The organism is Laedolimicola intestinihominis (genome assembly GCF_040096155.1).
GTDB classification, from domain to species: Bacteria; Bacillota; Clostridia; order Lachnospirales; family Lachnospiraceae; genus Laedolimicola; species Laedolimicola intestinihominis.
Window position 1 is genome coordinate 92,044 of sequence record NZ_JBBMFE010000007.1, and the last position, 14,932, is coordinate 106,975.

A 14,932-nucleotide genomic window follows, 5' to 3' on the forward strand; every position below is an offset into this window, starting at 1 on the left:
TTCTTTGATAATATGAAAGGAGAAATAAATGCAAAAAAAACAACTTTCTGTATTAGTACTAATTATTTTATGCTTTTTATTAGGATGTAACAGAGAAACACCAAAAGATGAATCTCAACAAAATTATGAAGATGAATCTAATATTTCTAAAACAAATGGAGAAGAACTTGTAAATATAAACAGTGAATTGTTAGGTTCGACTCCTTTTGATATCCAAATCGATAAAACAGCATTGCAGACTAGAAAAGAAACAGAAACAGAAGTTACAATAAAGACAAATTTAACAGACTGGGGTTATACTGTTTCTTCTGAAAAAGGGAAAATATCTGATATAAATAAAAATTCATTCATATATATAGCACCTAAAGATGAGAGGGATGATACTATAAAAATACAATTATCGGACTATGAAAATGGCATATCATATGAATATACAATTCCACTTATTTTTGCGGGAAACAATGAACATTCTTTAGATAAATTCAAGGAAAATCTTTCAAGATTACCTAATAGTTAGTAAAGAGTCGATAGACTAAAGTACCACCATCCTCTTTTATTTCAACTGAATATCCATCCCGCCGCACCGCAGCGGCACATGAAGCAGTAAATCCGAAAAAGATTTGCTGCTTTTTTTGCGTCCATTTTTGGCAAATTTCCAAAAGTTCCGTATTAGACAGTGAAACCAAAAAAGGCTGCCATTTTTTTCAGACAGCGGGCAAAACGCAGCTTCCGAAACGCCTTATTGTCGGGAAAGACCGAGCCGCCGGAAAAGTTCTTGCCGGAAAGTCCGTCCATTCTGCTCTTTTGTGGTTTGTAGGGAGTAAGGGAAAAACGCCAGCCCGCAGCCTTTTATAAAAAAAGCTGGTTATAGATTTTCTGAAAAAGTGGCAGTAGCAAGTGAACGGCAGGCCGGCAGTTTCTTAGAGCAAGATTCTACCGAGGTGCCAAAATTCGCTTATCGCTCATTTTGCCCCTGCGGGAATCTTGTTGGGGAGTGCCTTCCCCAAACCCTGCTTATGCGGCTTGCGCCGCTGAAAAACCCCTCAAAATATTTTTCGGATTTTTCAAAAACAGTTCCGCTTCACACCCTGTTTTTCTCCTATTAGTGAGAGGACACCACGCACAGAAAGGAGGTCAACCACCTATGAAACGATACAACACGCCGCACCGCAGCCGGGTAGTCAAAACACGCATGACCGAGGAAGAATACGCCGAGTTTGCCCAGCGGCTTTCTGCTTACCACATGAGCCAAGCCGAGTTTATCCGGCAAGCCATAACCGGGGCAGCCATACGCCCCATCATAACCGTTTCCCCCATCAATGACGAGCTGCTTGCCGCTGTCGGGAAGCTGACCGCCGAATACGGGAGGATCGGCGGCAACTTAAACCAGATAGCCCGGACGCTGAACGAGTGGCACAGTCCCTATCCGCAGCTTGCCGGGGAGGTACGGGCGGCGGTTTCCGACCTTGCTGCCCTAAAGTTTGAAGTCTTGCAGAAAGTGGGTGACGCTGTTGGCAACATTCAAACATATCAGCTCTAAAAACGCCGACTATGGCGCAGCGGAAGCCTATCTCACATTTGAGCATGACGAGTTTACCATGAAAGCCACCCTTGATGAAAACGGGCGGCTGATACCGAGGGAGGATTACCGCATTTCTTCCCTCAACTGCGGGGGCGAGGATTTCGCTGTTGCCTGTATGCGAGCCAATCTCCGCTATGAGAAAAACCAAAAACGGGAAGATGTGAAAAGCCACCACTATATCATCAGCTTTGACCCACGGGACGGGACAGACAACGGCTTGACCGTAGACCGGGCGCAGGAGCTGGGCGAGCAGTTCTGCAAGGAGCATTTCCCCGGACACCAAGCCCTAATCTGCACCCACCCGGACGGGCATAACCACAGCGGGAATATCCATGTGCATATCGTCATCAACTCCCTGCGGATTTACGAAGTCCCGCTTCTGCCCTACATGGACAGACCAGCCGACACGCTGGAGGGCTGCAAGCACCGCTGCACCAACGCCGCTATGGAATATTTCAAGAGCGAAGTCATGGAAATGTGCCACCGGGAGGGGCTTTACCAAATCGACCTCTTGAACGGCAGCAAGGAACGGATAACCGAACGGGAATACTGGGCGGCAAAGAAAGGGCAGCTTGCCCTTGACAAAGAGAACGCCGCCAGAGAAGCCGCCGGACAGCCGACCAAGCCCACCAAGTTTGAAACGGACAAGGCGAAGCTGCGCCGGACGATACGGCAGGCACTTTCCCAAGCTGGCAGCTTTGACGAGTTTTCTTCCCTTTTGCTGCGGGAGGGTGTGACCGTCAAGGAGAGCCGGGGGCGGCTTTCCTACCTCACGCCGGACAGGACAAAGCCTATCACAGCCCGAAAGCTGGGGGACGATTTTGACAAGGCTGCTGTCCTTGCCCTGCTCACGCAGAACGCCCACAGAGCTGCCGAACAGACCAAAGCCATACCCGAATACCCTGCCGCAGTTAAAAAGCCGTTACAAGGGGAAAAAGCTGCAAAAACCACCCCGGCAGACAACACCTTGCAGCGCATGGTTGACCGGGAAGCCAAGCGAGCCGAGGGCAAGGGCGTGGGCTATGACCGCTGGGCGGCAAAGCACAACCTAAAGCAAATGGCAGCTACCGTTACCGCCTATCAGCAGTACGGCTTTTCCTCCCCGGAGGAACTGGACGAAGCCTGTTCTGCCGCCTATGCCGCCATGCAGGAAAGCCTTGCGTGGTTGAAGCAGGTGGAAAAGACGCTGAACGGGAAAAAGGAGCTGCAACGGCAGGTGCTTGCCTATTCCAAGACCCGCCCTGTCCGGGACGGGCTGAAACAGCAGAAAAACGCCAAAGCAAAAGCAGCCTACCGTCAGAAGCATGAAAGTGACTTTATCATAGCAGACGCAGCCGCCCGCTATTTCAGGGAGAACGGCATTTCCAAGCTGCCGAGCTATAAATCCCTGCAAGCAGAGATTGAAAGCCTTATCAAAGAGAAAAACAGCGGCTACAACGATTACCGGGCAAAACGGGAGGAGTACCGCCGCTTGCAGACTGTCAAGGGCAATATCGACCAGATTTTACGCCGGAGCGAGCCGCAGCGCAGAAAGGAGCAGAGCCATGAACGGTAATATCCCCCGCATGGACTACCGCCAGTACCGGGCAGCCCGCCGCCTTGTGCATGAGTGCTGCAACTATGACAGCGGGAACTGCCTGCTGTTGGAGGACGGCGAGCCTTGCGTGTGTGTACAGAGTATCAGCTATTCGCTGCTCTGCCGCTGGTTTACCGCCGCTGTCCTGCCCCTTGATGAAGCACTGGAAGCCGCCCTCTTGCGCCGGGGAAGCCGGAAACGCTGCGCTGTCTGCGGGGCGTTCTTCTTCCCAAAATCCAACCGGGGGAAATACTGCCCGGACTGCGCCGGACGCATGAAGCGGATAAACGCCGCCAAACGGAAGCGGAAACAAAGGGAGAAATGTCACGCTTTAGGGCATTTCAAACCCGCATAAATCAAGGCTTTTTTGGAGGGTGTCAAAGGGTGCGTGATACATTTATCCTTTTCCCTTAAAAACGCCCCCTAAAAGCGTAACAGAACCCACAGACAGACACCACAAGGAGGTGAACCCTATCGCTGATTATATGACCGCAGGAACGGAGCTGCCCGCTTACCTGCCTTACCCCCGTTTCCTGCTGGAAACAGACCTATCCCACACCGCAAGAGAGTTATATGCGCTGCTGTTAGACCGTTCCACCCTTTCGCAGAAGAACGGCTGGCAGGACAGCGAGGGACGGACATACATTGTCTACCCCATAGCAGAGATAGCGGAAATGCTGGATAAAGGCTGCACCACCATAAAGGGCGCACTGAACGAACTGGACGCTGCCGGGCTGCTGGAACGCAGACGGACGGGCTTTTCTGCCGCCAACCGTCTGTATGTGAAAGTGCCGCCTATCCCAGTGGTACAGTTTTCCGACCAACTGACGGACGGAAAACCGCCCCTCATAAGGGCGGGAAACCGACCAACTGACAGCCGGAAAACTGACCTTATGACGGTCGGAAAACCGTCCCCTAACCAAACTAATATAAACAACCTAATAGAGAGCCAAACAAAAGGAGCGAGTGAGGGGCAGCCCCCCGCCGCTTATGGCAGATATAAAAATGTATTTCTTTCTGACACAGAACTTTTGGAGCTGGAACAGGACTTCCCCGGCAAGTGGGAGTATTACCTTGACCGCCTTTCCTGCCACATCGCTTCCACCGGGAAGCAGTACCAGAGCCATGCAGCCACCATTTACAAGTGGGCGCAGGAGGACGCTGCCAAAGAGAAGCCAAAGAAAGGCATACCGGACTATTCATTCAAGGAGGGAGAAAGCCTATGACCGATACAATCCACAACACCATACTGCCTATGACCGACACCACAGCCGAGCCGGAGGATTACACCGGGGAGGACGGGCTTTTATACTGCGGCAAATGCCGGAAACCCAAAGAAGCCTATTTCCCGGAGGGCAAGACCTTTTTCGGGCGTGACCGCCACCCGTCAGAGTGCGACTGCCAGCGGGCAGCCCGTAAGGAACGGGAAGCCGCCGAGAAGCGGCGCAGCCACCTTGAAACGGTGGAACGGCTGAAACGGCAGGGCTTTACAGACAAGACCATGCAGGACTGGACATTTGCCAACGATAACGGCAGCTGCCCGCAGATGAAGAACGCCGCCGGATATGTGGCACGCTGGGAACAGATAAAGGACGGGAACTACGGGCTGCTCTTGTGGGGCAGGGTAGGCACTGGGAAAAGCTATTTTGCCGGGTGTATTGCAAACGCCCTCATGGAGCAGGAAGTCCCGGTGTGCATGACAAACTTTGCAGCAATATTAAACGACCTTGCCGCCAGCTTTGCGGGCAGGAACGAATATATTTCCCGCCTTTGCAGCTTCCCCCTGCTCATCATTGACGATTTTGGAATGGAGCGTGGCACAGAATACGGTCTGGAACAGGTCTACAATGTGATTGACAGCCGCTACCGGAGCAGGAAGCCGCTGATTGTGACGACCAACCTCACGCTGGAGGAATTGCAGCACCCGGAGGACACCGCCCACGCCCGGATTTATGACCGCCTGCTTGAAATGTGTTCCCCTCTCTGCTTTACCGGGGAGAATTTGAGGAAAGCCGCCGCACAGGGAAAAATGGAACAGCTGAAACGGCTGCTTGCCGGAAAGGAGATTTGCCTATGACCGACACCCAGAGAAACAAACGCCCTGCCCGCCGCCCGGACTGCGTGACCGAAACGAGGATAGGCAACACAATCCTTGTGGTGTCTGGCTTTTTCAAGGAGGGGGCGACCGACACCGCCGCTGACAAGATGATGAAAGTGCTGGAAGCAGAAGCCGCCGCCGGATATTTGACCTGTGATAAGCCTGATTGAAAAACCGTCATTTTTACCGACCGTAAAGAAGCAGATTTGACGCTTTTGCCGCTATACAGACAGCCGCCCCATGTGGTACAATCAAGGTACGGAATAGTGGGGCTGGCTGTCGGAAACGGAGGAATTTATGTTAAGACAGACCACCCAGCAACTCATTACCGCCCTTTACCCAAGACTGTCCCATGAGGACGAGCTGCAAGGCGAGAGCAATTCCATTTCCAACCAAAAGAGGATTTTGGAAACCTATGCCAAACAGAATGGATTTTCTAATCTGCGCTGGTACACCGACGACGGTTATTCCGGTGCGAACTTTCAAAGACCCGGATTTCAAGCCATGCTTGCAGACATTGAAGCAGGGAAAGTCGGGACAGTTATCGTCAAGGATATGTCGAGGTTAGGGCGAAACTACTTACAGGTGGGAATGTACACAGAAATGATTTTCCCACAGAAAGGTGTCCGCTTCATCGCTATCAATGACGGAGTGGACAGCGCACAGGGGGAAAATGATTTTGCCCCGCTGCGGAACATTTTTAACGAATGGCTGGTGAGAGATACGAGCAAGAAAATCAAGGCAGTAAAACGCTCTAAGGGCATGAGCGGAAAGCCCATCACAAGCAAGCCCGTCTATGGCTACCTCATGGACGAGGACGAAAACTTTATCATTGACGAGGAAGCCGCCCCGGTGGTACGGCAGATTTACAGCCTTTGCCTTGCCGGGAACGGTCCGACCAAGATAGCCCGTATGCTGACCGAGCAGCAAATCCCCACGCCGGGGACGCTGGAATACCGCAGGACGGGCAGCACCCGCCGCTACCACCCCGGCTATGAGTGCAAGTGGGCGACCAATACCGTGGTTCATCTGCTGGAAAACCGGGAATATACGGGCTGTCTGGTAAACTTTAAGACCGAGAAGCCGTCCTACAAGCTGAAACACAGCATAGAAAATCCCCCGGAAAAGCAGGCGGTTTTTGAGAACCACCATGAGCCTATCATTGACCGGGAAACGTGGGAACGGGTGCAGGAGTTACGCAAGCAGCGCAAACGCCCCAACCGTTATGACGAAGTGGGCTTGTTCTCCGGCATACTCTTTTGTGCCGACTGCGGCAGCGTCATGTACCAGCAGCGATACCAGACGGACAAGCGCAAGCAGGACTGTTATATCTGCGGAAGCTACAAGAAACGCACCGCCGACTGCACAGCGCACTTTATCCGCACTGACCTCTTGACCGCTGGCGTACTCTCCAATCTGCGGAAAGTTACCAGCTATGCGGCAAAGCATGAAGCCCGGTTTATGAAGCTTTTAATCGAGCAGAATGAGGACGGGGACAGACGCAGGAACGCCGCCAAGAAAAAGGAGCTGGAAGCCGCCGAGAAACGCATAGCCGAGTTATCTGCTATCTTCAAGCGGCTGTATGAGGACAGCGTAACCGGGCGCATATCGGACGAGCGTTTCACAGAGCTGTCGGCAGACTATGAAGCCGAGCAGAAAGAACTGAAAGAACGTGCCGCCAGACTGCGGGAAGAACTTTCCAAAGCGCAGGAAGCCACCGCAAACGCTGAAAAGTTTATGAATGTGGTACGCAGGCACACTACCATTGAAGAACTTACCCCTACTCTGCTGCGGGAGTTTGTGGAGAAAATCGTTGTCCATGAAAGCGTTGCCCTTGACGGGAAACGCCGGGGCAAGTTACGCAGACAGGAAATCGAAATCTATTATTCTTTTGTCGGCAAGGTAGAACTGCCCGACACCTAACCGCCCGACCTATCCGACATACCTCATGTGCCGGATAGGAACGGCAAAATTTTTTACACTTCTATTACTTCTTTATCACACATAAGCAAAGAGCCAGGGCATGAAGCAGCTCATGGCCGGTGCTGGTGTAGCCGTGGTAGGCATGGTCCTTGTACCTCTGCTCTCCGGGCTTTTCTCTGTCTAAGCGTCTCCGTATGAAATCCTTGCCGCTCCCGCAGTTTTGCGGGGGCGGCGGAAAGGAGGTTGACACCGTATGGATTTCTTACTTGAAGCCCTGACAAATTGGCTGAAAGAAATGCTGGTGGGCGGCATTATGAGCAACCTTTCGGGGATGTTTGACAGTGTAAACCAGCAGGTCGCGGATATATCCGTACAGGTAGGCCAGACCCCACAGGGATGGAATGGCAGTATTTTCAGCATGATTGAGAATCTGTCCAACTCCATCATGGTGCCGATTGCAGGCGTGATCCTGGCTATCGTGATGACCGTAGACCTGATCCAGATGATCGCAGACAAGAACAACCTGCATGATGTGGACACCTGGATGATTTTCAAGTGGGTGTTCAAATCAGCCGCTGCCATCCTCATTGTCACAAATACATGGAATATCGTGATGGGCGTCTTTGATATGGCGCAGAGCGTAGTGGCGCAGGCGGCAGGGGTTATCAATTCGGATGCGTCCATTGACATTTCCTCAGTTATGACCGATCTGGAACCGAGGCTGATGGAAATGGATCTGGGACCGCTGTTCGGACTGTGGTTCCAATCCCTCTTTATTGGCATTACTATGTGGGCGTTATATATCTGTATCTTTATCGTTATTTATGGCCGTATGATCGAAATCTACCTTGTGACTTCGGTGGCTCCCGTTCCAATGGCTGCAATGATGGGTAAAGAATGGGGCGGTATGGGACAGAATTACCTCCGATCCCTGCTGGCGCTGGGCTTTCAGGCGTTTCTCATTATCGTCTGCGTGGCAATTTATGCTGTGCTGGTGCAGAACATCGCTCTGGAAGATGACATCATCATGGCAATCTGGAGCTGCGTGGGCTACACCGTACTGCTGTGCTTTACGCTGTTCAAAACCGGCAGTCTCGCAAAATCAGTCTTTCAGGCGCACTAAAGGAGGGTTCTGTATGAAAAAATATCAAATCATTTACGCAGACCCGCCATGGAACTACAAAGTATATTCCAAGAAAGGATTGGGACGCAGTGCAGAAAGTCACTATCCGACCATGAGTATCGAGGATATTTGTGCGCTGCCAGTAGGCAACTTGGCGGATAAAGACTGTGCCTTGTTTTTATGGGTCACGATTCCATGTTTACTGGAAGGTCTCTCAGTTCTGAAGGCATGGGGATTTACCTATAAAACCGTCGGCTTTGTTTGGGTAAAGCAAAATCGAAAGGCAGATAGCTTGTTCTGGGGAATGGGATATTGGACGCGCTCCAATGTGGAACTTTGTATCCTCGCAACGAAAGGACATCCCAAGCGTATAAACGCAGCTGTTCATCAGGTCATTGTCTCTCACATTGAAGAACATTCAAAAAAACCGCAGGAAGCCAGAGAACGCATTGTCTCATTGATGGGTGATCTCCCGCGCATAGAACTGTTTGCTCGTCAATCCACACCCGGTTGGGATGTGTGGGGAAATGAAGTGGACAGCTCTATTTCATTCCCATAAAGGAGGTGGATAATATGGCTTATGTACCCGTACCCAAAGATTTAACCAAAGTCAAAACCAAGGTCATGTTCAATCTGACACGAAGGCAGCTGGTCTGCTTTACCGCCGGGGCGCTTGTAGGTGTACCGCTGTTCTTGTGGCTCCGTGAGCCTGCGGGAAACAGCATGGCTGCCATGTGTATGATGCTGGTCATGATGCCCTTCTTCCTGCTGGCAATGTATGAAAAGCATGGACAGCCCCTGGAAAAGATCGTCGGCAACATCCTCAAAGTAGCTGTGATCCGTCCCAAGCAGCGTCCCTACCAGACCAATAACTTTTATGCCGTATTAAAGCGGCAGGAAATGCTCGATAAGGAGGTGTATGACATTGTTCACCGCAATGAAAAGCTGGCTGCGCCGTCTGCTGGGAAAACCGGAAGAAAAGACCGTGCATCCGGTAAAGACAAAGAAAAAGCTGTCCCGCGCCGATAAGAAGCAGATCGAAGCGGCCATTGCCCGCGCCAACCGCACGGACAAAAAAGGAAAATCGGCACAGGACAGTATCCCCTATGAACGAATGTGGCCGGACGGGATCTGCCGCGTATCGGACAGCCACTACACAAAGACCATTCAGTTTCAGGACATCAACTATCAGCTCTCCCAAAATGAAGATAAGACCGCGATCTTTGAGGGCTGGTGTGATTTCCTCAATTATTTCGACAGCTCGATTCACTTCCAGCTGTCTTTTTTGAACCTTGCGGCATCGGAGGAGACCTTTGCCAACTCCATTTCCATTCCGCCCCAGGGGGATGCCTTTGACAGTATCCGTGAGGAATATACCACGATGCTGCAAAATCAGCTGGTCAGAGGCAACAACGGTCTCATCAAGACCAAATACCTGACCTTTGGTATCAACGCTGACAGCATCAAAGCCGCCAAGCCCCGTCTGGAGCGTATTGAGACCGATATACTCAATAACTTCAAGCGTCTTGGTGTAGCCGCCAGAACATTGGACGGTAAGGAAAGGCTTTCCCAGCTTCATGCGGTATTCCACATGGATGAACAGCTCCCGTTTCAGTTTGAATGGGACTGGCTGGCTCCTTCCGGCCTGTCCACGAAAGATTTTATTGCACCAAGCTCCTTTGAGTTCCGCACCGGCAAGCAGTTCCGTATGGGCAAGAAATACGGGGCTGTTTCTTTTTTGCAGATTTTAGCCCCAGAGCTGAATGACCGTCTGCTGGCTGATTTTCTGGATATGGAAAGCTCGCTCATTGTGAGTATGCACATTCAGTCGGTGGATCAGGTGAAAGCCATCAAAACGGTAAAGCGTAAGATTACCGATCTGGACCGCAGTAAGATTGAGGAACAGAAAAAAGCAGTCCGCGCCGGATACGACATGGACATCATTCCTTCTGACCTTGCCACCTACGGCAGCGAAGCGAAAAAGCTGTTGCAGGATTTGCAGAGCCGAAACGAGAGAATGTTCCTGGTCTCCTTTTTGGTGCTGAACACAGCGGACACCCCCCGTCAGCTTGGCAACAACATCTTTCAGGCAGGCTCTATTGCCCAGAAGTATAACTGCCAGCTGACCAGACTGGACTTCCAGCAGGAAGAAGGGCTGATGAGCTGTCTGCCCCTGGGACTCAATCAGATCGAGATTCAGCGAGGGCTGACCACCAGTTCTACGGCTATCTTTGTACCATTCACCACACAGGAATTATTCCAGAACGGCAAGGAAGCCCTGTACTACGGCATCAATGCCCTGTCCAACAACCTCATCATGGTGGATAGAAAGCTGCTGAAAAACCCCAACGGCTTGATTTTGGGTACGCCGGGTTCCGGTAAGTCTTTCAGCGCCAAGCGTGAGATTGCCAACTGCTTTTTGCTTACCAATGATGATGTCATCATCTGTGACCCGGAAGCGGAGTACGCACCCCTGGTGGATCGTCTGCATGGGCAGGTCATCAAGATCTCGCCTACCTCAACCAACTACATCAATCCGATGGATCTGAACCTGGACTATTCGGATGATGAAAGCCCGCTGTCCCTCAAGTCTGACTTTATCCTCAGCTTGTGTGAGCTGATCGTGGGCGGTAAGGACGGATTGCAGCCGGTGCAGAAAACCATCATCGACCGTTGTGTGCGTCTGGTCTATCAGACCTACCTCAATGACCCGCGCCCGGAGAATATGCCCATACTGGAGGACCTATATAACCTGCTCCGTTCACAGGAGGAAAAGGAAGCCCAGTATATCGCCACGGCCCTTGAAATCTATGTAACCGGCTCCCTCAATGTGTTCAATCACCAGAGCAATGTGGACATCAATAACCGCATTGTCTGCTATGACATTAAGGAGCTGGGCAAGCAACTCAAGAAAATCGGTATGTTGGTGGGCCAGGATCAGGTGTGGAACCGCGTTACCATTAACCGCGCTGCCCACAAGTCCACCCGTTATTACATCGACGAGATGCACCTGCTTTTGAAGGAGGAGCAGACCGCCGCTTATACGGTGGAAATCTGGAAGCGATTCCGCAAATGGGGCGGTATTCCGACAGGTATCACCCAGAATGTCAAAGACCTTTTGAGCAGCCGCGAGGTGGAGAACATCTTTGAAAACTCCGACTTCGTGTATATGCTCAACCAGGCAGGCGGAGACCGTCAGATTCTCGCCAAGCAGCTGGGCATTTCCACGCACCAGCTTAGCTATGTGACCCACTCCGGTGAGGGCGAGGGCCTGCTGTTCTATGGCTCCACCATCCTGCCCTTCGTTGACCACTTCCCGAAGAATACTGAGCTTTACCGCATTATGACCACCAAACCCCAGGAACTGAAAAAGGAGGATGAATAACTATGAAACAGAATATTTGCGAACTTGATACCATGATTTTTTTCCGTGAGGCATTGGAGGCTCACGAATTCATGTTGCTTCCGGTAATGGCCTCCGCTGTTGTTGAGTGTCGTACCGCTGACAAAGAACTCAAAACCTTGAATGAGGATGGCGAAATTGGTCTTGCCCGTCTCTTTTCGATTTGGGCGAATATGATGTGTGCCCCTGGTGCAGCAACCATTGTAGGGTGCAGACCTATCACAATGCTCTCTGAGATTCTGGCGCAAGTCCATGCGTATCTCACCGTGCATCCGCTATATGATCCGGAAGGTTTGGCCCTCTATGTGGAGCTGCACCACATGATGGATGCTATCCTAATGGGTGATTGGTTTGAATAAAGAGCCGCGCCTGCGCTTTACTGATGAGGAACGGGCTGACCCTGCACTGGAAAAGCCGATCCGCAAAACGGAGAAAGCTACGGCCAGAGCAGATAAGGCGCAGGCCAATATTCCAAAGATAAAAGTCAGACAGACGGTCATTGACCCGGACACCGGGAAAAAGACCTCGAAGCTGACCTTTGAGGACAAGAAAAAACCACCTTCCAAACTTTCTCAAGGGGTTAAGGAAGCTCCCGTCCATCTGGTCGCGGGCAAGTTTCACAAAGAGATCCGGGAAACAGAACAGGACAATGTGGGCGTGGAAAGCGCCCACAAGTCCGAGGAGGCGGTGGAGACCAGCGCTTATCTGGTGCGGGAGGGCTATCGCAGCCACAAGCTGAAGCCGTACCGCAAAGCAGCCCAGGCCGAGCAGAAGCTGGAAAAGGCAAATGTAAATGCCCTGTACCAGAAGTCCCTACGGGAAAATCCTCAGTTTACCAGCAACCCTCTCTCCCGCTGGCAGCAAAAACAGAGTATCAAAAAGCAGTATGCCGTCGCCAAGCGCACCGGTCAGACTGCCGGAAATACCGCCCAGGCTGCGTCCAAAACCGGAAAAGCCGCAAGGACGGTAAAAGAAAAGGCACAGCAGGCAGGGGCATTCGTCATGCGCCACAAGAAGGGCTTCCTGATGGCAGGGGTTTTTTTCCTCATCGCCTGTATGCTGATGAATACCATGTCCTCCTGCTCTATGATGGCACAGAGTATTGGTTCTGTAATTTCCGGCACTACCTATCCATCGGATGACCCGGAAATGCTGGCGGTGGAGGCAGATTATGCAGACAGAGAAGCTCGGTTGCAGGAGAAAATCGACAACATCGAAAGCAGCCACCCAGGGTATGACGAGTATCGCTATAACCTTGGCATGATCGGCCATGACCCCCATGAGCTTGCGGCGTTTCTCTCTGCTGTCTTGCAGGGCTATACACGCCACAGCGCACAGGCAGAGCTGGAGCGTGTGTTTGATGCACAGTATCAGCTCACGCTGAGAGAAGAAATTCAGATTCGCACTTACACTGACGAAGATGGGGATGAGCATGAATATGAATATCGTATTCTCCATGTAACTTTAACAAGCCGTTCCATTGTCTCTCTTGCGCCAGAACTACTGACTCCGGAGCAGATGGAGATGTACCAGGTCTACCGACAGACTATGGGCAATAAGCCGCTGTTGTTTGGTGGCGGTTCTCCCGATACAGGTGTTTCTGAAGATTTGACTGGTGTTGAATTTATCAATGGCACCCGCCCCGGCAATCCGCAGCTGGTGGAACTGGCGAAAAGTCAGGTGGGCAATGTGGGAGGACAACCTTATTGGAGCTGGTACGGCTTTGACTCCCGTGTGGAATGGTGTGCCTGCTTTGTATCATGGTGCTATGGTCAATCCGGTCGAACGGAACCACGCTTTGCTGGTTGTCAGTCTCAGGGTGTTCCGTGGTTCCAGTCTCATGGACAGTGGGGCGCACGAGGATATGAAAACATCGCCCCCGGTGATGCCATTTTCTTCGATTGGGATCTGGATGGTTCCGCAGACCATGTGGGAATTGTTGTCGGCACCGATGGCAGCCGTGTTTATACCGTGGAGGGAAATTCCGGCGATGCCTGCAAGATCAAAAGTTATGACCTGAATTATCAGAGTATCAAGGGCTACGGCCTGATGAACTGGTAACAGAGATTTTTTAGAAGGAGTGATAGACGATGGCAAAGAACAAAATTGAACGCATTGACCAGGAGATTACTAAGGTCCGCGAGAAGATCGCAGAGTATCAGGAAAAGCTCAAGGCACTGGAGACACAGAAAACCGAGGCAGAAAATCTGGAGATCGTCCAGATGGTGCGCGCACTGCGTATGACCCCGGCTCAGCTGAGCGCCATGCTGTCCGGAGGCACAGTTCCCGGCAGTTTGGCTGATGACAACAACGAACAGGAGGAAAACAGCTATGAGGAATAAACGATTGCTCCGAACACTTTCCGCCATTTGCCTGACGCTGGTTCTGGCATTGGGCTTTACCGTTCCCGCTTTTGCCCAGGGCGCAGCTCCGCCCCCGGCAGAGGATACCACCAATGACAGCAATGTGGTGGTGGAAGAAACGGAAAAAGCACCTCCGCTGACCCCGGATGGCAACGCCGCTCTGGTGGATGATTTTGGTGGCAACAAGCAGCTCATTACCGTTACCACCAAGGCAGGCAACTATTTTTATATCCTGATCGACAGGGCCAACGAGGATAAAAAGACTGCTGTTCACTTTCTGAACCAGGTGGATGAAGCGGACCTGATGGCACTGATGGAAGATGGAAATGCCAAAGAGGAGCCGCCAGCTGTGTGCAGCTGCACGAAGAAATGTGAAGCAGGGGCAGTTAATACGGCCTGCCCGGTCTGTGTAACTGATAAGAGTAAATGTACGGGAAAAGCACCGGAACCTCCGGCAGAAACACCGGAGCCGGAAAAAGAGAAGCCTGCCGGACTGAACCCGGCTGCCCTGATCCTTCTGCTGGCTCTGCTGGGCGGCGGTGGCGTATTTGCCTACTTGAAGCTCGTTAAGAATAAGCCTAAGACCAAGGGCAATGACAGTCTGGACGATTATGATTATGGTGAGGAAGATTCCGAGGAATGGGAAACCGAAGATGAGGAAGTCCTTGAGGATGGTTTTGAGGGTTCTGACCCTAATGAGGAACGCGATAGAGCAGATTGAACCATTTGAGCGTAGCGTATTTCAAATCATTGCGGGATAAGGGACAGAGGACAGGGAGAAATTCCTGTCCTCTGCTGCTCTACTCACTCTCTTACTGTAAATCCACACCCAAAATCAGCACATGGTCAAAAAAAAGGAGGACC

Annotated in this window: 16 protein-coding genes and 1 pseudogene; all 17 read left to right on the plus strand. The window is 51.6% G+C overall.

Annotated elements, in window-relative coordinates:
- Positions 1-28 precede the first annotated feature (28 nt).
- The 17 genes and pseudogenes from WMO29_RS09185 to WMO29_RS09265 all read left to right on the plus strand — a co-directional run bounded on the left by WMO29_RS09185 (position 29) and on the right by WMO29_RS09265 (position 14,789).
- Complete coding sequence (locus WMO29_RS09185; RefSeq protein ID WP_002569239.1) at positions 29-517, plus strand: hypothetical protein; 489 nt, start codon at positions 29-31, stop codon at positions 515-517.
- A gap of 627 nt (positions 518-1,144) precedes the next feature.
- Positions 1,145-1,540 (plus strand): plasmid mobilization protein, encoded by a 396-nt coding sequence (locus WMO29_RS09190; protein WP_002594236.1) that lies wholly within the window; start codon positions 1,145-1,147, stop codon positions 1,538-1,540.
- Positions 1,512-3,137, plus strand: coding sequence for a relaxase/mobilization nuclease domain-containing protein (locus WMO29_RS09195; RefSeq protein WP_002594235.1), 1,626 nt, complete (start codon positions 1,512-1,514; stop codon positions 3,135-3,137). Before WMO29_RS09190 ends, WMO29_RS09195 begins: the two co-directional genes overlap by 29 nt.
- Positions 3,127-3,513 (plus strand): cysteine-rich VLP domain-containing protein, encoded by a 387-nt coding sequence (locus WMO29_RS09200; RefSeq protein WP_002594234.1) that lies wholly within the window; start codon positions 3,127-3,129, stop codon positions 3,511-3,513. The genes WMO29_RS09195 and WMO29_RS09200 overlap by 11 nt, the downstream gene beginning before the upstream one ends.
- Positions 3,514-3,643: 130 nt before the next feature.
- Positions 3,644-4,384, plus strand: a complete 741-nt coding sequence (locus WMO29_RS09205) for a replication initiator protein A (protein ID WP_002594233.1) — start codon at positions 3,644-3,646, stop codon at positions 4,382-4,384.
- Positions 4,381-5,235 (plus strand): ATP-binding protein, encoded by an 855-nt coding sequence (locus tag WMO29_RS09210; protein ID WP_002594232.1) that lies wholly within the window; start codon positions 4,381-4,383, stop codon positions 5,233-5,235. Before WMO29_RS09205 ends, WMO29_RS09210 begins: the two co-directional genes overlap by 4 nt.
- On the plus strand, positions 5,232-5,426 hold the full coding sequence (locus WMO29_RS09215; protein WP_002594231.1) for a transposon-encoded TnpW family protein: 195 nt from the start codon (positions 5,232-5,234) through the stop codon (positions 5,424-5,426). The genes WMO29_RS09210 and WMO29_RS09215 overlap by 4 nt, the downstream gene beginning before the upstream one ends.
- Before the next feature lie 127 nt (positions 5,427-5,553).
- Positions 5,554-7,179 (plus strand): recombinase family protein, encoded by a 1,626-nt coding sequence (locus tag WMO29_RS09220; protein WP_002594230.1) that lies wholly within the window; start codon positions 5,554-5,556, stop codon positions 7,177-7,179.
- Positions 7,180-7,264: 85 nt separating this feature from the next.
- Positions 7,265-7,363 (plus strand): annotated as a pseudogene (locus WMO29_RS09225) (Maff2 family mobile element protein); the annotation flags it as partial.
- Between the two features lie 69 nt (positions 7,364-7,432).
- Positions 7,433-8,302: a VirB6/TrbL-like conjugal transfer protein, CD1112 family gene (locus WMO29_RS09230; protein ID WP_024724981.1), complete on the plus strand. Its 870-nt coding sequence runs from the start codon at positions 7,433-7,435 to the stop codon at positions 8,300-8,302.
- Positions 8,303-8,315: 13 nt separating this feature from the next.
- Positions 8,316-8,861: an MT-A70 family methyltransferase gene (locus tag WMO29_RS09235; protein ID WP_002589060.1), complete on the plus strand. Its 546-nt coding sequence runs from the start codon at positions 8,316-8,318 to the stop codon at positions 8,859-8,861.
- 14 nt (positions 8,862-8,875) lie between these two features.
- The gene (locus WMO29_RS09240; RefSeq protein WP_002589059.1) at positions 8,876-9,331 is read left to right on the plus strand and encodes a PrgI family protein; all 456 of its coding nucleotides are present in this window, start codon (positions 8,876-8,878) and stop codon (positions 9,329-9,331) included.
- Positions 9,288-11,687: a VirB4-like conjugal transfer ATPase, CD1110 family gene (locus WMO29_RS09245; RefSeq protein WP_349164599.1), complete on the plus strand. Its 2,400-nt coding sequence runs from the start codon at positions 9,288-9,290 to the stop codon at positions 11,685-11,687. The genes WMO29_RS09240 and WMO29_RS09245 overlap by 44 nt, the downstream gene beginning before the upstream one ends.
- A 2-nt stretch (positions 11,688-11,689) precedes the next feature.
- On the plus strand, positions 11,690-12,064 hold the full coding sequence (locus tag WMO29_RS09250) for a DUF3851 family protein (protein WP_002569211.1): 375 nt from the start codon (positions 11,690-11,692) through the stop codon (positions 12,062-12,064).
- Positions 12,057-13,766 carry a CHAP domain-containing protein gene (locus tag WMO29_RS09255; protein WP_349164583.1) on the plus strand — a complete coding sequence of 570 codons (1,710 nt, stop codon included), beginning with the start codon at positions 12,057-12,059 and terminating at the stop codon, positions 13,764-13,766. Before WMO29_RS09250 ends, WMO29_RS09255 begins: the two co-directional genes overlap by 8 nt.
- A gap of 29 nt (positions 13,767-13,795) precedes the next feature.
- Positions 13,796-14,047 (plus strand): DUF4315 family protein, encoded by a 252-nt coding sequence (locus WMO29_RS09260; protein ID WP_006059582.1) that lies wholly within the window; start codon positions 13,796-13,798, stop codon positions 14,045-14,047.
- Positions 14,037-14,789 carry a DUF4366 domain-containing protein gene (locus WMO29_RS09265; RefSeq protein WP_110441751.1) on the plus strand — a complete coding sequence of 251 codons (753 nt, stop codon included), beginning with the start codon at positions 14,037-14,039 and terminating at the stop codon, positions 14,787-14,789. Before WMO29_RS09260 ends, WMO29_RS09265 begins: the two co-directional genes overlap by 11 nt.
- Positions 14,790-14,932: the final 143 nt, after the last annotated feature.